General features: G+C 59.5%; 16 protein-coding genes. 10 read left to right on the forward strand and 6 right to left on the reverse strand.

The genetic code is table 11. The features are described from left to right. Positions 1-50: 50 nt before the first annotated feature. Positions 51-2,195, reverse strand: a complete 2,145-nt coding sequence (gene dinG / locus KVG95_RS12595; protein ID WP_008005800.1) for an ATP-dependent DNA helicase DinG — start codon at positions 2,193-2,195, stop codon at positions 51-53. 99 nt (positions 2,196-2,294) lie between these two features. Between dinG and KVG95_RS12600 the strand changes: the two genes are divergently transcribed. Further along, positions 2,295-2,759: a CopD family protein gene (locus KVG95_RS12600; protein ID WP_217856684.1), complete on the forward strand. Its 465-nt coding sequence runs from the start codon at positions 2,295-2,297 to the stop codon at positions 2,757-2,759. 148 nt (positions 2,760-2,907) lie between these two features. Here KVG95_RS12600 and KVG95_RS12605 read toward each other — a convergent pair whose 3' ends face one another. The 4 genes from KVG95_RS12605 to KVG95_RS12620 form a co-directional block, all read right to left on the reverse strand. Then, positions 2,908-3,666 carry a collagen-like triple helix repeat-containing protein gene (locus KVG95_RS12605; protein ID WP_217856685.1) on the reverse strand — a complete coding sequence of 253 codons (759 nt, stop codon included), beginning with the start codon at positions 3,664-3,666 and terminating at the stop codon, positions 2,908-2,910. Then, a complete protein-coding gene (locus tag KVG95_RS12610) occupies positions 3,659-3,937 on the reverse strand; it encodes a DUF1145 domain-containing protein (protein WP_123719787.1) in 279 nt (92 codons plus the stop codon). The genes KVG95_RS12605 and KVG95_RS12610 overlap by 8 nt, the downstream gene beginning before the upstream one ends. Before the next feature lie 148 nt (positions 3,938-4,085). Beyond that, positions 4,086-4,799 (reverse strand): PA1041 family peptidoglycan-binding anchor lipoprotein, encoded by a 714-nt coding sequence (locus KVG95_RS12615; protein ID WP_217856686.1) that lies wholly within the window; start codon positions 4,797-4,799, stop codon positions 4,086-4,088. Between the two features lie 90 nt (positions 4,800-4,889). Next, positions 4,890-5,585, reverse strand: a complete 696-nt coding sequence (locus KVG95_RS12620; RefSeq protein ID WP_217856687.1) for a PA1041 family peptidoglycan-binding anchor lipoprotein — start codon at positions 5,583-5,585, stop codon at positions 4,890-4,892. 201 nt (positions 5,586-5,786) lie between these two features. On the opposite strand from KVG95_RS12620, the gene KVG95_RS12625 reads away from it, so the two are divergent. Genes KVG95_RS12625 through KVG95_RS12640 form a run of 4 tightly spaced genes read left to right on the forward strand, consistent with a single transcriptional unit; the run spans position 5,787 to position 7,514 of the window. Further along, entirely contained in the window at positions 5,787-6,284 is a 498-nt protein-coding gene (locus tag KVG95_RS12625) for a DUF6231 family protein (protein ID WP_217856688.1), read from the forward strand. 4 nt (positions 6,285-6,288) lie between these two features. Continuing rightward, positions 6,289-6,765, forward strand: a complete 477-nt coding sequence (locus tag KVG95_RS12630) for a YchJ family protein (protein WP_123719790.1) — start codon at positions 6,289-6,291, stop codon at positions 6,763-6,765. A 42-nt stretch (positions 6,766-6,807) separates the two neighbouring features. Further along, entirely contained in the window at positions 6,808-7,299 is a 492-nt protein-coding gene (locus KVG95_RS12635) for an LEA/WHy family protein (protein ID WP_217856689.1), read from the forward strand. Positions 7,300-7,304: 5 nt separating this feature from the next. Then, positions 7,305-7,514, forward strand: a complete 210-nt coding sequence (locus tag KVG95_RS12640; RefSeq protein WP_007906737.1) for an SEC-C metal-binding domain-containing protein — start codon at positions 7,305-7,307, stop codon at positions 7,512-7,514. 201 nt (positions 7,515-7,715) lie between these two features. Here the strand turns inward: KVG95_RS12640 and KVG95_RS12645 are convergent, their stop codons facing one another. After that, positions 7,716-8,273, reverse strand: a complete 558-nt coding sequence (locus KVG95_RS12645) for a cysteine hydrolase family protein (protein ID WP_217856690.1) — start codon at positions 8,271-8,273, stop codon at positions 7,716-7,718. Between the two features lie 146 nt (positions 8,274-8,419). On the opposite strand from KVG95_RS12645, the gene KVG95_RS12650 reads away from it, so the two are divergent. From KVG95_RS12650 to KVG95_RS12670, 5 genes are all read left to right on the forward strand, one after another. Next, complete coding sequence (locus KVG95_RS12650; protein ID WP_217856691.1) at positions 8,420-9,064, forward strand: glutathione binding-like protein; 645 nt, start codon at positions 8,420-8,422, stop codon at positions 9,062-9,064. Positions 9,065-9,263: 199 nt separating this feature from the next. Beyond that, entirely contained in the window at positions 9,264-11,714 is a 2,451-nt protein-coding gene (locus tag KVG95_RS12655) for a penicillin acylase family protein (RefSeq protein WP_217856692.1), read from the forward strand. A gap of 251 nt (positions 11,715-11,965) precedes the next feature. After that, entirely contained in the window at positions 11,966-12,997 is a 1,032-nt protein-coding gene (locus tag KVG95_RS12660; protein WP_217856693.1) for a ligase-associated DNA damage response exonuclease, read from the forward strand. Next, the gene (locus KVG95_RS12665) at positions 12,994-14,682 is read left to right on the forward strand and encodes an ATP-dependent DNA ligase (RefSeq protein WP_217856694.1); all 1,689 of its coding nucleotides are present in this window, start codon (positions 12,994-12,996) and stop codon (positions 14,680-14,682) included. The genes KVG95_RS12660 and KVG95_RS12665 overlap by 4 nt, the downstream gene beginning before the upstream one ends. A 358-nt stretch (positions 14,683-15,040) precedes the next feature. After that, complete coding sequence (locus KVG95_RS12670; protein ID WP_038979216.1) at positions 15,041-15,823, forward strand: transporter substrate-binding domain-containing protein; 783 nt, start codon at positions 15,041-15,043, stop codon at positions 15,821-15,823. Positions 15,824-15,870: the final 47 nt, after the last annotated feature.

The raw sequence follows: 15,870 nt of genomic DNA on the forward strand, positions 1-15,870 counted from the left end.
CGGTGGCAGTGAGGTAGACAACGCGGCGGGCCTATTTGCCCACCGGTGCATCAGGAAATTTCACGACGGAATGGCGGCAATGCATTGAGAATAGCTTTGCCGTAGCGCTGCGTGACCAGACGGCGGTCGAGCAAGGTGATGGTGCCGCGGTCTTCTTCGGTCCGCAGCAAGCGACCGCAGGCCTGGACCAGTTTCAGCGAAGCGTCCGGCACGGAGATTTCCATGAACGGATTGCCACCGCGAGCCTCGATCCATTCCGCCAGGGCCGCTTCGACAGGATCGTCGGGCACCGAGAACGGAATCTTGGCGATCACCACGTGCTCGCAGTAGGCACCGGGCAAATCCACACCTTCGGCGAAACTCGCCAGACCGAACAGCACGCTCGAATCCCCGCCATCAACTCGCGCCTTGTGCTTGTTCAGGGTTTCCTGCTTCGACAGGTTGCCTTGAATGAACACTTGCTTGCGCCAGTCGCGATCCAGACCGTCGAACACGTCCTGCATCTGCTTGCGAGAGGAGAACAGCACCAGGGTGCCACGGGAGCCTTCTACCAGTTGCGGCAAGTCGCGAATGATCGCCGCGGTGTGGGCCGGCGCGTCACGCGGGTCGGCTTTCAGGTCCGGCACCCGCAGCACACCGGCGTCGGCGTGATGGAACGGGCTCGGGACCACCGCGGTGACGGCTGTTTTAGGCAGGCCGGCACGCATGCGGAAGCGGTCGAAAGTGCCGAGAGCGGTCAGGGTCGCCGATGTCACCAGCGCCCCGTAGGCCACGTTCCACAGGTTGCGCCGGAGCATGTCCGCCGCGAGGATCGGGCTGGCATTGACCTCGATATCGAACAGCGAACCGCTTTCGGCCAGGGTCAGCCAACGGGCCATGGGCGGGTTGTCTTCCGGGTCTTCGACAGTGAAAGCGGTCCACAACTCCCAATTGCCCGAAGAACGCGACAACAGGCTGCCGAACAGCGGATACCACTCTTCGGCCTGGTTGCTGGCGATGCCGATATTGACCTCGCCGTCCATGCCTTCCTTGAGCAGTTCGGTGAGCCGGGTGAACAGGTCGGTCAGGCGGGCAAAGCCCTTCTTCAGCTCGATGCCCATTTCGCGCATGTGCTCGGGAATCACCCCGCCGACGAAACGGTGACGTGGGCGCTCACGGCCTTCGACGTCTTCGCCGGGCTTGAAGTCGGCTGCTTGCTCACAGGCGCTGAACATGAACTGCTGCTGGGTCTTGATCTCCCGGGCCAGTTCCGGCACTTGCTCGATCAACTTGCCCAGATCGCCCGGCAGCGGGTGTTGGGCCAGCAGTTTGGTGAGGTTCTTGGCCGTGGTTTCCAGCCAGTCGGCGGTGGAACGCAGACGCGTGTAGTGGGCGAAGTGACCGATAGCCTTGTCCGGCAGGTGATGGCCTTCGTCGAATACGTAGATGGTGTCCCGCGGATCGGGCAGAACCGCGCCGCCGCCCAGAGCCAGGTCGGCCAGGACCATGTCGTGGTTGGTAACAATCACGTCGACTTTGCCCATACCTTCGCGGGCCTTGTAGAAGGCGCACTGGCCGAAGTTAGGGCAATGACGGTTGGTGCACTGGCTGTGATCGGTGGTCAGGCGCGCCCAGTCGGCGTCTTCCAGCGCCGTCGACCAACTGTCGCGGTCGCCGTCCCACTTATTGCCGGCGAGCTTCTCGATCATGCTGGTGAACAGCTTCTGGCTGGCCTCATCGACCTCGATCTTGAAGCCTTCTTCTTCGAACAGCTGCGCGGTGGCAGTCTGCGCATGACCTTCCTGGAGCAACATGTCGAGTTTGGACAGGCACATGTAGCGCCCGCGGCCCTTGGCCAGGGCGAAGCTGAAATTCAGCCCGCTGTTGCGCATCAGGTCGGGCAAATCCTTGTAGACGATCTGCTCTTGCAGGGCCACGGTGGCCGTGGCGATCACCAGACGCTTGCCGGCGGCCTTCGCGGTGGGGATGGCCGCCAGGCTGTAGGCCACGGTTTTGCCGGTACCGGTGCCGGCTTCCACCGCGACAATCGCGGGGTCGCCACTGCGCCGGCCTTCATCGTCGGTGTCGATGGCACCGAGGACCTTGGCAATTTCGGCGATCATCAGGCGTTGGCCGTAGCGCGGCTTGAGGCTCTTGGCTTCGAGAAAACGCGAGTAGGCGCCCTGGATCGTGGTTTTGAGTTCGGTGCTGATCATGGATTGTCGGGCGCAAAAAACGCTGGATAAATTTTCAGTGGTTCGGATCGGCCGCTATCATACCCCGCTAATTAATCCCGCGCAGAACGGAGTACCTCAATGACACCTTTTGGCATCGTTTATACCCTGCATGTCCTGGCCGCCCTGGTGTGGGTCGGCGGCATGTTTTTCGCCTGGATGGTCTTGCGCCCCGCGGCGATGAAGGCGCTGGAAGGCCCTGCCCGATTGAAGCTGTGGGTGGAAGTGTTTCAAGGTTTTTTCCGCTGGGTCTGGATCGCGGTGGTGCTTTTGCCGATCAGCGGCGTGGGCATGATTCATCTGCAGTTCTCCGGATTTGAAGCCGCGCCGCGGTATGTGCAGGTGATGATGGGATTGTATGTGGTGATGACGGCGCTGTTTATCCGGATTCAGGCGTTGCTGCTGCCAGAGTTGCGCACAGCGGTAACGGCTCAGGATTGGCCGACGGGCGCAGCGGTGCTGGGCAGGATTCGTCGGTTGGTGGGGATTAACCTGGTGGTCGGGTTGGCGCTGGTGGCGATTGCTGCGGCTCGGCCGATGTTCTGAGGAATATGTAGTTTGGGGGAGCTTTTGTGCCCCCCGTTCGGCTGCGGAGCAGTCGTAAATCACCGCGTTCATTCTGAAAGAATGGGGTCGCTGGTTTTGGGGCCGCTTCGCGACCCAGCGGGAGCAAGCTCCCTCGCCACAGGAGGGCTTACATCCGCTGAATGCTCACCGAACCCGCCACTCCCGCAGGCCCTGGCTGGCCATCGGCACCGGGACGACCACTCTTGCCACCATCGGCTTTATAGACGACGCAGCCCTTGGCCTTGCCACCCGCTCCCGGTTTGCCACCAGGCCCTGCCGCGCCACCAACCCCGCCTGCAACCTCGACCTTGATCTGCTCCGTCGGGTAATCACGCGGCACTTCCAGCCGAACCAGCGCCCCTGGTGCGCCTGGCTGGCCGTCGCTGCCATCACTGCCATCGGCGCCGCGACCGGCCTGGCCCCAGGTACAACCCGGTGCTTGACCATTAGCCCCATCAAGGCCGACAAAACCTGGAGCACCCGCGCCACCGCGAGCGTCTACGGACAATTGTGGCGCGTTCAACGCTTTGATCTGCACATCCAGATTGCGCCCGGAGCGAGCGGCCTTGAGGTAAGTCCCCGGCGCGCCCCGCGCAGTGATCTGGCTGCCTTCGGCCAACTCGGCACGGCTGACCTTCAACGCCAGGGCTTGTTCGCTCGGCACAATGGCAATCCGCGCGTCGCGTCCCAGGCGCAGTTCGCCGACCGTCACTTCGGTCACGTTCGAGGGAATCAGCAAGGTGCCGTAATCGGCGACTTCCAGCCGTTCCAGTTGCAAGGTACTGGCGGTGTTGGGCAAACGCATCAGCGAGTTGGTTTCGACGCTCACCACCTGCGCGCAGGCCAATGGGCTGATAAGTGCAGCGAGCAGACAGAGTTTACGCATGGGAGGCCTTCGAAGCGGCCGGGGCCGGAATGGTTTGCAGGTGGAAAACGCCGAAAAAGACAATCTTCAGACGATCACGCCAAGGGTGGGCTCGACCTTTGAGGCTGCGGTTGCAGAACACCAACTCCAGAAGATGGAGCCCTGCCAACAGGCTGCCTGCAAAATTGATCAGCAGGTGAAAGGGATGGATAAACGGTATGAGCAGATTGACCAGCGCCACTAACCAGAACAGCAGGGTCAATAACTTTCCCAGCCCCCAAAACACCTTCATACGCGCCCCCGTTGAGATTTATTCTTTGCGCGCACAGTAACGGCTTACGCGCGGGATAAGCCAGAGGCCAACAAAAAATTCTTCCGGAAGGTCGCCACTTGGCCGCCGGAACAACCTGAATGGTCGTCCGACGGCTCTATCACAGGGCTCAGCGATTGATGTGCAACTCCACGCGACGGTTTTGCGCCCGCCCTTCTTCCGTGTCGTTATCGGCCACCGGCTGGCTTTCGCCCCGGCCTTCGCTGGTGAGTTTGTTCGGCGCCAGCCCCTGACTCAACAGGTAGGCCGCCACGCTGCTGGCACGACGTTCCGACAGTTTCTGGTTATAGGCGTCCGAACCCTGGCTGTCGGTATGACCGATGACTTTAACGCTCACCACATCGGCGTTCTGCAATTTAGCCATCAGCGAATCCAGCTCACTGCGCGCTTCGGGCATCAGGTTGGATTGGTTGTAAGCGAACAGCACGTTGCCATTCAGGGTGATGACTTCGGATACCGGTGGTTCGACAGGTTTCACGCTGGCCGGGTATTGCGGCAGCGGGCAACCGTGATGTTCGACAGGGGTATCGGCAGGTGTATCAGGGCAGCGATCGCGTCGATCGAAAACACCATCATCGTCTTCATCGCCATCCTGGGCGTAGCAGATCAGGCCACCGGTCAAGATTCCGAGCGCCGCTCCACCCGCGGCCCAGGCACTGCTTTCAATTGCGCCCAAACCGCCACCGACCAGTCCGCCAATGACGCTGCAGATCGGCCACGTACGTTGATTGAGGGGGGCAGTGCCATCGCTGTGAGTCGCACAACCGGTCAGAAGACTGCCAAGCAGCAGAACCGGGAAGACGGTCCTTGTGAGAACGCTCATTGTGAATGCTCCTGTGTCACCGGCCCATACCGGTCACACAGGAGTAAAGACCCGCATCCGCGACTGTACAAGCCGCGGAGCACAAGGGATCTAGCGGTTGATTTTGATTTCCGTGCGACGGTTCAACGCACGGCCGTCCGCAGTTTTGTTATCGGCCACCGGCTGGCTTTCACCGGCACCGGTCACAGTCACGAAACTGCTGCGTGGCACGCCTTGGGAAATCAGGTATTCCACCACCGAATGGGCGCGTCTATCCGACAGTTTCTGATTGTAGGCATCGCTGCCGACGCTATCGGTATGACCGGTCACGGTCAGTTGGGCGCTGGAGGATTCCTGTTTCAGGCGCGTGGCAATGGTGTTGAGTACGTCTTTATCGGCAGGGGTGAGCTTGGCCGAGTCGAACTGGAAGTGCACATCACGGATAACGATGACTTCTTCCTTGACCACCGCAGCCTCCTCGACCACCGGCGCAGGCGCTGGTGGAGGGCAGCCGTCGGCATCGACCCGCACGCCTTTAGGTGTACCCGGGCACTTGTCGCGACTGTCCGGCACGCCATCGCCGTCTTCGTCGCCATCGCCGTGCACCCAGCAATAGGCGGCTGCCGTGCCGCCGACCACCAGCGCGCCATACCCCGCCCATGCCGAGCTCTCGGTCGCGCCGAGCCCTGCACCAATGACACCACCGACCGCCGCACAGGACGGCCAGTCGGTTTTCTGCAAGCCTGCACAACCAGTCAACACACTGGTTAGCAGAACCAAGGGTAATGCTGTCCGAATTATGCTCATCTAGTTCTTCTCCTGAGGGATCGGCTTAAAACCGATTCTAGGGAGTAAAGACCCGACTTTTAATCTCCGCCAGCAATAGGCCATTGCTGTTTTTCCCCGTGTTCGCGGAAGATCGGCGCTTTTTAGCTAAACCCGCAAGAAAGGACACTAGGCCCGGACGTTGGGGCAGGCTAGTCTTGGCGCTCTGATTGAGGATCTTCGATGATTGCAGGTATTTCTTCGCGCACGCCCCAGCAGGCGTTGGCCGCTTTGCTTGATCGTTATGCCCCGGCGCGTCTGTTGCTGATTGGCGCTAGCGAATTCCCCGCGTTTGAGGCGTTCAAGCTCGCGCACCCGGACAGCATCGTCGCCTTTGCTGCACCCGGGACACTGCCCGCCGAGTTGGCAGCACAACGGTTTGATCTGGCGCTGGTGGTCGATTGTCTCGAACACTTGCCCAAGCGCGACGGCCTGAATCTGCTTGGCGGCATACGTAACCTTAATGCCAGTCGCATTGCGGTGCTGGCCGACTTGCCGGCATGCGGTTGGCAGGAGACGGACTTTTTCTCTCTGGCGCTGCAAGCCAGCGAACGCTTCCAGCGCGACGATCAAGTACTGACCCTGTTCACCTATGATCTGCTTGACTATAAACAGGTGCCCGACTGGCTGAACTCACGCTTCTGGGCCAATCCGGAAAATTTCGGGAAATATTGGTGGTAACTCAATGAGTACATCCATTTGCCCTTGCGGCAGCGGCACGCTGCTCGATGCCTGCTGCGGTCATTACCACGCCGGCCACCCCGCCCCCAGCGCCGAAGTCTTGATGCGTTCGCGCTACAGCGCCTATGTACTGGGGTTGATCGACTATCTGGTGGCGACCACCCTGCCCGCACAACAGGCCGGCCTGGATCGCCAGTCGATCAGCGACTGGAGCGCCCAAAGCACCTGGCTGGGCCTGGAGGTCGAAAGCGCCGAGGTTTTCGGCGGTCAGCCGGAGCACGCTTTCGTCACTTTCACCGCTCGCTGGCACGACAGCAGCGGCGAACACAGCCACCGCGAACGTTCGTCATTCGTACAGAACGCCGGCCACTGGTATTTCATCGACCCCACCGTGTTACTCAAGGCCGGGCGTAATGATGCGTGCCCGTGCGCCAGCGGGCAGAAGTTCAAGAAGTGCTGCGCGAGTTATTTCGGCGCTTGAGTTGACCAAGGCTAGACTGGGTCTCAAGGGAGATAACTCACCATGACCCGTCAACGACGCGCATTACAGCTGCTCACCCTGCTCCTGTTTCTGGGGCTCGGCGGCTGTGCGTCGTGGTTCGACTTCGACAACGATCTGCCAGAGCCGCAAGTACATCTGGTCAAGGTCGAAGTGGTCCGGGCCAAACTACTGGAGCAGAAGTTCCTGCTGCACTTTCGCGTCGACAATCCCAATGACCAAGACCTGACGGTGCGCGCCCTGGAATATCGCATTCACCTCGGGGACATACTGCTGGCCGAAGGTGAGCACGAACACTGGTTCACGGTCGGCCCCAAACGCAGCGCTTATTTTAAAGTGCCGATCCGCACCAACCTTTGGCCGAAAGTCCGGGACCTGGTGAAATTGCTGAAAAAACCCGATCAACCCATTCCCTATCGTCTGGAAGGTGAACTGGAAACCGGTTTATTCATCGCGCACTACGTGCACCTGGCGCGTAATGGCGTGATAATCGCCGCCGATTTAATTCCGGAGTGACCCCGATGACTCAGCAACCTCATGTCCATGGCCCAGACTGCAACCACGATCATGACCATCACGACCACCATGATCACGACCATGGCCATGTCCACGGCCCGAACTGCGGCCACGCCCACCAGGAACCGGTGCGCAACGCCCTGAAAGACGTCGGCCGCAACGATCCTTGCCCATGCGGCAATGGCAAGAAATTCAAGAAGTGCCACGGCGCTTGATGCTTCGGGCGGATATCTTTTTCGCCTGTTGAATCGTCTTCGCGAGCAAGCCCGCTCCCACAGGGATCTTTTGTGAACACACAAAATTGTGAGCACCGCCGATCAACTGTGGGAGCGAGCCTGCTCGCGATGACGGCGGCACATTCACTATCAATTTGGCAGTTAGAACGCTATCGCGAGCAGGCTCGCTCCCACAGGTTTTCAGCCAGCCGTTAATATTTCTGCTGTGCCGACGACCGTCGCATATTCCCCATGCAAATTACCCAGCGACATCGCATGCACTTCCTCGGCTGAATGGGCGTTACCGAAAAAATCCGCCTTGTCGAAGGTAAAGCACGCATCCTGCGCAACCCACGCTTCAAACCCCAGATTCCCGGCCGTTCGCGCCGTGGACTCCACCGAGTTGTGGGTCGCCACGCCAACGATGATCAACTGATCGATCCCCGCCTCGCGCAAACGCGCCTCCAGTCCTGTCGAACAAAAGGCATCTGGCACCTGCTTCTGAATCAGCCACTCCCCCATCGATGGTTGAAAGCGCTCCTGAAATTCCACCCCCGATTGCTGCGGCCAGAACACTGAGTCCTCTGAGCGGGACAGGTGCTGCACATGAATCACCGGCCGCCCGGTAAGACGCCAATGCACCAGCAGTTCCAGCATGCGCTCTTCGGCACGAGGGTTGTTTCGACGACCCAGTTTGGGATGCAGAATGCCTTTTTGTTGATCGATGATGATCAGCGCCGCGTTTGTCTTGAGCTCCATGCCGATTTTTCTCCTGCTGGGGCATTGAATTCCCCGCACTTCAGCATCACCTCTTGCTACTGGCAAGCCATCAAACGCAAACAGGACGACCTGATGCCGACGGTCGCTGTCCGTACCTGACGATGTCTCTTGATTTGGAGTACTTCATGATCGACTTGTATTACTGGACCACCCCCAACGGCCACAAGATTTCGATATTCCTGGAAGAAGCCGGCCTGCCGTACAACGTTTACCCGATTAACATCAGCCAAAACGACCAGTTCAAACCCGAGTTCCTGAAGATCTCGCCGAATAATAAAATCCCGGCCATCGTCGATCATGAGCCGGTCGATGGCGGTGAGCCGTTGGCATTGTTCGAGTCGGGGGCGATTCTGCTGTACCTGGCGGAGAAAACCGGCAGGTTCCTGCCCAAAGACCTGCGCGGTCGCCAGCAAGCGCTGCAATGGTTGTTCTGGCAGATGGGTGGCCTGGGGCCGATGGCGGGGCAAAATCATCACTTCAGCCAGTTCGCACCAGAGAAAATCCCCTACGCGATCAAACGTTACATCGATGAAACCGCCCGCCTCTATGGGGTGCTCGACAAGCAACTGGCCAACAATGACTTTGTCGCCGGCAGCGAATACAGCATTGCCGACATGGCGATCTACCCGTGGATCGTTTCTCACAAGTGGCAGAGCCAGAACCTGGAAGACTTCCCCAACGTACTGCGCTGGTTCAACCACATCCAGAACCGCCCGGCGACGGTGAAGGCGTATGCGTTGGTGGCCAAGATTAATCCACCTAAATCCTGATAGAGAAAGATCAAAAGATCGCAGCCTTCGGCAGCTCCTACAGGGAATCGGCGTACACCCGTAGGAGCTGCCGAAGGCTGCGATCTTTTGGGTTTAACAATTAAATCCCGAAATAAGATCTGTACCCCGCTTGCGCGCCCACCTCCTGCTCACTAACGTAGCGCCTTTATTGCGTCACTACCCCCGCAGGAGCTTTGCCATGGCCTCGCCAGCCCTCACACATTTTCTTCCCCGGTTCGGCGTTGCCGCAGCAGTGGCCGGTGTTTTAAGCCTGACTGGTTGTCAGACCTGGAACACGCAAGACACCCTCCCGCCTGCCTCCGGCGTGCAACCGCTCAAAGGCTTGGCGCAGAACGTTTCGATTCGACGCAATGCCATGGGCATGCCGCTGATCGAGAGCAACAGCTTCCACGATGCGTTGTTCACCCTCGGCTACGTGCATGCCAGCGACCGCATCAGCCAAATGGTCACTCTGCGTTTGCTGGCCCAGGGCCGTCTGGCGGAGATGTCTGGTTCGGACCTGCTCGACGCCGACCGCTACATGCGTGCAGTCAATCTGAAGAAAAGCGCGGGTGAGCTGTACAAGGCCTCTTCGCCACGCCTCAAGCGTTTCTTCGAAGTCTATGCCCGTGGGGTCAACGCCTACCTGTTCCGCTACCGCGACAAACTGCCTGCCGATCTCGCGGCCACTGGCTACAAGCCTGAGTACTGGAAACCAGAAGACTCGGCGCTGATTTTCTGCCTGCTGAATTTCAGTCAATCGGCGAATCTGCCGGAAGAAATTTCCTCATTGATGCTGGCCCAGACAGTCAGTACCGACAAGCTGGCGTGGCTTGTGCCGTCCGCTCCCGATGAAAAACTGCCGGTCGCAGAAGCGGAAAAACTCCAAGGTATCAAGCTCAACGGACAAATCCCGGGGCTGAGCGAAATCAGCAGGGCTACGGGCCAGCTGTCCGACCTGAACTTGCTGGGCGCCACGTCTTCGAACAACTGGGCGATCGCCCCGCAACGCAGCCGCAGCGGTAAAAGCCTTCTGGCCAGCGACAGCCATGGGCCGCTGGGCGTGCCGTCGTTGTTCAGTTACGTGCAGATTCGCGCGCCGAAATACCAGGCCTCCGGCGTGACCATTGCCGGGTTACCCATGGTGCTCGGTGGTTTCAACGGCAAAGTGGCGTGGAGCATGACCACGGTCATGGGCGACAACCAGGACCTGTTCCTGGAAAAAATCAAACGTCAGGGCAGTGGCCTTTCCTACGAAGTCAGCGGCAAATGGCAGCCGGCGATCGTGCGCAACGAAACCTACTTCGTCAAAGGCCAGAAGCCGATTCGCGAAGCGGTGTACGAAACCCGCCATGGGCCGTTGCTCAACAGCGCCCAAGGCACCGCACTGGCAAATGGTTTCGGCTTGGCCTTGCAGACGCCGAACTTCACCGACGACAAAACCCTGGACGCCTTTTTCGATCTGTCCCGAGCGCAGAGTGTCGAGAAAGCCTCTGACGCCAGCCGTGAGATACGCGCCATCGCCCTGAATCTGGTGTTTGCCGGTGCCAGCAATATCGGCTGGCAAGTTACCGGTCGCTACCCGAACCGTCGCGAAGGCGAAGGCTTGCTGCCGTCGCCGGGCTGGGAAGGTCGTTACGACTGGGACGGTTACGCCGACCCGATGCTCCATCCGTATGACCAGGACCCGGCTCAAGGCTGGCTCGGCACCGCCAACCAGCGGGTCATTCCCCATGGCTACGGCATGCAGCTGTCCAATTCCTGGTCGACACCGGAACGCGGCGAACGCATGGCCGAACTGGCGGGCGTGGGCAAACACGACACGCGTAGCCTGATCGCCATGCAATACGACCAGACCACCACCTTCGCCGCCAAACTGAAGAAGGTGTTTGAAGCGCCGGGCATGGCTCAGCCACTCAAACAGGCCATCGAAGCACTGCCGGTGGCCGATCGTGGCAAGGCTCGCGAGGCTTATACGCGTTTGATGGCTTTCGACGGCAAACTCAGCCCGACCTCCGCCGACGCGGCGATCTACGAGCTGTTCGTGCAGGAAAGTACTAAACAGATTTTCCTCGACGAACTCGGCCCGGAAAGCACCCCGGCGTGGAAAGCCTTTATCGCCAACGGCAAGTTGTCTTACGCGGCTCAGGCCGATCACCTGCTGAGCCGTGAGGACAGTCCGTTCTGGGATGACCTGCGCACTACGCAGAAAGAAGACAAACCGGCGATTCTCGCCCGTAGCCTGGCGGCCGCGATCAGCGCGGGCGACAGCCAGTTGGGTGGCGATCACAAAGCCTGGCAGTGGGGCAAACTGCACCGCTACGAGTGGAAGAACGCCAGTGGCCAGACCGTACGCGGTCCGCTGCCAGCCGGTGGCGACCACACCACGCTCAACACCGCCGCGTTCACCTGGGGTCAGGACTTCAACACCACACTGGCGCCGGCCATGCGCTTTATCGTCGATTTCGGCCAGGCCGAACCGCTGATGGGCCAGAACGGTACCGGCCAATCCGGCAACCCGGCCAGCCCGCACTATCTCGACAGCGTCGATCCATGGCTCAAGGGGCAATACATGAGCCTGCCGATGCAGCCGCAGAACTTTGACAAGGTGTATGGCAAGACGCGGTTGACACTGACACCTGGCAAGTAACCCCGAGTGGGACCGGGATTGCTCGTGAAGGCATGCTGCCGGTCCCCTTGATGTGGATGCACCATCGCTATCGCGAGCAGGCTCGCTCCCACATTTGATCGCATTCTTTCTGACAGAACTCGATTGAATGTGGGAGCGAGCCTGCTCGCGATAGCGGCCTGATTAACGCCTCCATTCTTCCTCAAAAATAAATAGAACTCTCGTCTCGCGCAAACCTCCTAGCTAGCAGGCCTCCCCATTTGGGTAACAACATGGACCTTGTTATCGCTCGTCCTGAAGGTTTGTACTGCCCGCCCGGTGATTTCTATATCGACCCATGGCAGCCGGTCGAACGCTCCGTAATCACCCATGCCCACAGCGACCATGCTCGCCGTGGCAATCAACATTATCTGGCGGCGGCACCGGGTGCAGGCATTCTGCGCGCGCGTCTGGGCCAGGACATCAATCTGCAAACTCTGCCCTATGGCGAGCCATTGCTGCACCGCGGCGTAAAACTGAGCTTTCACCCCGCGGGCCACGTGCTCGGCTCGGCCCAGGTGCGCCTGGAATACGACGGAGAAGTCTGGGTCGCCTCGGGGGATTACAAAACCGAACCCGACGGCACCTGTGCGCCGTTCGAACCGGTGCGCTGCCACACGTTCATCACGGAATCGACGTTCGGCCTGCCGATTTACCGCTGGCAACCCCAGACGCAGATCTTTGCCGAGATCAATCAGTGGTGGCAGACCAACGCCGCTGCCGACAAAACCAGCGTGCTGTTCTGCTATTCCTTCGGCAAGGCTCAGCGGATTCTCCACGGCATCGATGCCAGCCTCGGTCCCATTCTGGTACATGGCGCGGTTGAGCCCATCAATCGGATTTATCGCGAGAGCGGCATTTATTTACCGCCAACGATCTATTCCGGCGAAGTAAAAAAACATGACCCGATGATGCGCAAAGCCTTGGTCCTCGCGCCGCCTTCGGCGGGTGCCAGCCCTTGGGTACGGCGTTTCGGTGACTACAGCGATGCCTTCGCCAGCGGTTGGATGCGCTTGCGCGGGACACGGCGGCGGCGCGGCGTGGACCGCGGTTTCGTGCTGTCCGATCACGCCGACTGGCCCGGTCTGCTCTGGGCCATCGAACAAACCGGAGCCGAACGCGTGATCGTCACCCATGGTTCGATTGGAGTGCTGGTGCGCCATCTGCGCGAACAGGGCCTCGATGCCATGAGTTTCAGCACCGAATACGGCGATGATGAAGACACCACAGTCCTCGAACCCGAGAGCGCTGAGGTGCTGGCATGAAAGCCTTCGCCGACTTGTATGCCGAGCTCGATGCCACCACCTCGAGCAACGCCAAACTGGCGGCGATGCAAAGCTATTTCGCCCAGGCCGTGCCTGAAGACGCCGCCTGGGCGGTGTACTTTCTGTCCGGTGGACGACCTCGGCAATTGGTGCCGGTACGAATGCTGCGGGAAATGGCAACCGCATTTTCCGGGCTCTCACCCTGGTTGTTCGAAGAAAGTTATCAGGCCGTCGGTGATCTGGCGGAAACCATTTCGCTGGTGCTGCCTGAAACGCACCACACATCCACCGATGGGCTGGCGGTGTGGATTGAAGACAAACTGCTGCCGCTGCGTAACGCGCCCCCGCCGACCCTCGCCGAATGCTTGCCCGCCCTGTGGGCGCAACTGGATCGCCAGAGTCTGATGCTGTGCATCAAATTGATCACTGGCAGTTTCCGTGTCGGTGTCTCCAAATTGCTGGTCACCCGCGCCTTGGCGGCGATGGCCGGGCTCGACAGCAAGCGCGTGGCCCAGCGGCTGGTGGGTTATACCGATCTATCTAACCGCCCAAGCGCCGCCAGTTACCTGAAGCTGATCGCCCCCGAATCACCCGATGAACATGCCCACCGAGGTGGCCAGCCGTACCCGTTTTTCCTCGCCCATGCGTTGTCGCACCCGGTCGAGCAGTTCGACGCCCTGCTGGGGCCGGCCAGTCATTGGCAAGTGGAATGGAAGTGGGATGGCATCCGCGCCCAAGTGGTCAAGCGCGATGGGCGCCTGTGGATCTGGTCGCGAGGTGAAGAACTGGTGACCGAACGCTTCCCCGAACTGGAAAGCCTGGTTCATGGCTTACCCGACGGTACGGTGATCGACGGAGAAATCGTCGCCTGGCAAGCCACACAACCAGGCACCAAGGACGCCTTCGACCCACAATCGCCGTCGTCCCCTTCCGTGCAGCCTTTCGCCCTGTTGCAACAGCGGATCGGCCGTAAAATGCTGAGCAAAAAAATCCTCGATGAAGTGCCCGTGGTCGTCCAGGCCTATGACCTGCTGGAATGGCAGGGTGAGGATTGGCGTAACCAGACTCAAGCCACGCGCCGCACTCAGCTGGAACAACTCATCCTCACCTGCGCAAACCCGGTGTTACTGAGCTCGCCCGTGTTGACCGGCGAAGACTGGTTCGACCTCGCCCGCCAACGAGAGGCCTCCCGCAAACTGGGCGTCGAAGGCATGATGCTCAAGGCCCGCGATGCGCTGTATGGCGTCGGGCGGACCAAGGACATGGGTGTGTGGTGGAAATGGAAAGTCGACCCGTTCAGCGTCGATGCGGTGCTGATCTACGCCCAACAGGGCCATGGCCGCCGGGCCAGTCTCTACACCGACTACACCTTCGCTGTGTGGGACGGCCCGCCCTCTGCCCGCGAGCGAACACTGGTGCCTTTCGCCAAGGCCTACTCCGGGTTGACTGACGAAGAAATGCGGCAGGTCGATAGCATCGTACGCAAGACCACGGTGGAAAAATTCGGACCGGTGAGTAGTGTGAAGCCGACCTTGGTGTTTGAGCTGGGATTCGAAGGCATTGCCTTGTCGAAACGGCACAAGAGCGGGATTGCGGTGCGGTTTCCGAGGATGCTGCGTTGGCGGCAGGACAAGTCGGTGGAGGACGCTGACAGCTTGGCGACGTTGCAGGATTTGCTCGCCTGACCTGATTTCTGTGCCCCAATACAGGTCAGTTAAGGTGCAGAACCTGTGGGAGCGGGCTTGCTCGCGAAGAGGGAGTATCAATGTTGCCTGGCACACCGCTTTCGCGAGCAAGCCCGCTCCCACATGGATTGTGGCTACTGATCTGGCAGTGGCTTCCCACACTTGGCACCATCCTGGCGCAGGAATTTGGCGATGCCCATTTTCGTGCACACATCGCGCTTTGCCACTTCTTGCATTACCTTTTAAACGCTTGTTCGGGACTCTGGTTCGGAAATTGCTACTTTGAATAGGTCTTACGCTTTCCAGTAACAGTACTTCTGCGCCACAAGCGCTCATATTGGTTCTTAGGGATTGAATAATGAAAAAAGCATTGCTGACCCTTTCTGCACTGGCGTTGTGCATGGCTGCCGGCTCCGCGCTGGCCAAGGAATACAAAGAATTGCGTTTTGGCGTTGACCCATCTTATGCGCCGTTCGAGTCCAAAGCAGCCGACGGCAGCCTGGTAGGTTTCGACATCGACTTGGGCAATGCAATCTGCGCCGAACTGAAGGTCAAGTGCAAATGGGTCGAAAGCGATTTCGACGGCATGATTCCGGGTTTGAAAGCCAATAAATTCGACGGTGTGATCTCTTCGATGACCGTCACCCCGGCCCGCGAAAAAGTCATCGACTTCTCCGACGAGCTGTTCTCCGGCCCAACCGCTTATGTCTTCAAGAAAGGTTCCGGCCTGAGCGAAGATGTTGCTTCGCTGAAGGGCAAGACCGTCGGCTATGAGCAAGGCACCATCCAGGAAGCCTACGCCAAGGCCGTGCTGGACAAGGCTGGCGTGAAAACCCAGGCCTATCAGAACCAGGATCAGGTGTATTCGGACCTGATGTCCGGTCGCCTCGACGCAGCAATCCAGGACATGCTGCAAGCCGAACTGGGCTTCTTGAAGTCACCAAAAGGCGAAGGCTACGAAGTCAGCAAGCCGGTCGACAGCGAATTGCTGCCGTCGAAAACAGCTATCGGTATCTCTAAAGGTAACAAAGACCTCAAAGACCTTTTGAATAAAGGTATCAAAGCGTTACACGACGATGGCACCTACGCCACCATTCAGAAGAAACACTTTGGCGATCTGAATCTGTACAGCGGCAAATAATGCCCGGCGCCCATCTCGCGATGGGCGCTTTTTTTACCCGATCAGGT

The organism is Pseudomonas farris (genome assembly GCF_019145235.1).
In the GTDB taxonomy this organism is placed as follows: domain Bacteria; phylum Pseudomonadota; class Gammaproteobacteria; order Pseudomonadales; family Pseudomonadaceae; genus Aquipseudomonas; species Aquipseudomonas farris.

Bases quoted from the DNA above. Each gene is read 5' to 3' on its own strand.
- dinG (WP_008005800.1), bottom strand. From the start codon at position 2,195: ATGATCAGCACCGAACTCAAAACCACGATCCAGGGCGCCTACTCGCGT.
- KVG95_RS12650 (WP_217856691.1), top strand. From the start codon at position 8,420: ATGATCGACTTGTATTACTGGACCACCCCCAACGGCCACAAGATTTCG.
- KVG95_RS12605 (WP_217856685.1), bottom strand. From the start codon at position 3,666: ATGCGTAAACTCTGTCTGCTCGCTGCACTTATCAGCCCATTGGCCTGC.
- KVG95_RS12610 (WP_123719787.1), bottom strand. From the start codon at position 3,937: ATGAAGGTGTTTTGGGGGCTGGGAAAGTTATTGACCCTGCTGTTCTGG.
- KVG95_RS12655 (WP_217856692.1), top strand. From the start codon at position 9,264: ATGGCCTCGCCAGCCCTCACACATTTTCTTCCCCGGTTCGGCGTTGCC.
- KVG95_RS12660 (WP_217856693.1), top strand. From the start codon at position 11,966: ATGGACCTTGTTATCGCTCGTCCTGAAGGTTTGTACTGCCCGCCCGGT.
- KVG95_RS12600 (WP_217856684.1), top strand. From the start codon at position 2,295: ATGACACCTTTTGGCATCGTTTATACCCTGCATGTCCTGGCCGCCCTG.
- KVG95_RS12645 (WP_217856690.1), bottom strand. From the start codon at position 8,273: ATGGAGCTCAAGACAAACGCGGCGCTGATCATCATCGATCAACAAAAA.
- KVG95_RS12630 (WP_123719790.1), top strand. From the start codon at position 6,289: ATGAGTACATCCATTTGCCCTTGCGGCAGCGGCACGCTGCTCGATGCC.
- KVG95_RS12625 (WP_217856688.1), top strand. From the start codon at position 5,787: ATGATTGCAGGTATTTCTTCGCGCACGCCCCAGCAGGCGTTGGCCGCT.
- KVG95_RS12635 (WP_217856689.1), top strand. From the start codon at position 6,808: ATGACCCGTCAACGACGCGCATTACAGCTGCTCACCCTGCTCCTGTTT.
- KVG95_RS12640 (WP_007906737.1), top strand. From the start codon at position 7,305: ATGACTCAGCAACCTCATGTCCATGGCCCAGACTGCAACCACGATCAT.
- KVG95_RS12665 (WP_217856694.1), top strand. From the start codon at position 12,994: ATGAAAGCCTTCGCCGACTTGTATGCCGAGCTCGATGCCACCACCTCG.
- KVG95_RS12670 (WP_038979216.1), top strand. From the start codon at position 15,041: ATGAAAAAAGCATTGCTGACCCTTTCTGCACTGGCGTTGTGCATGGCT.
- KVG95_RS12615 (WP_217856686.1), bottom strand. From the start codon at position 4,799: ATGAGCGTTCTCACAAGGACCGTCTTCCCGGTTCTGCTGCTTGGCAGT.
- KVG95_RS12620 (WP_217856687.1), bottom strand. From the start codon at position 5,585: ATGAGCATAATTCGGACAGCATTACCCTTGGTTCTGCTAACCAGTGTG.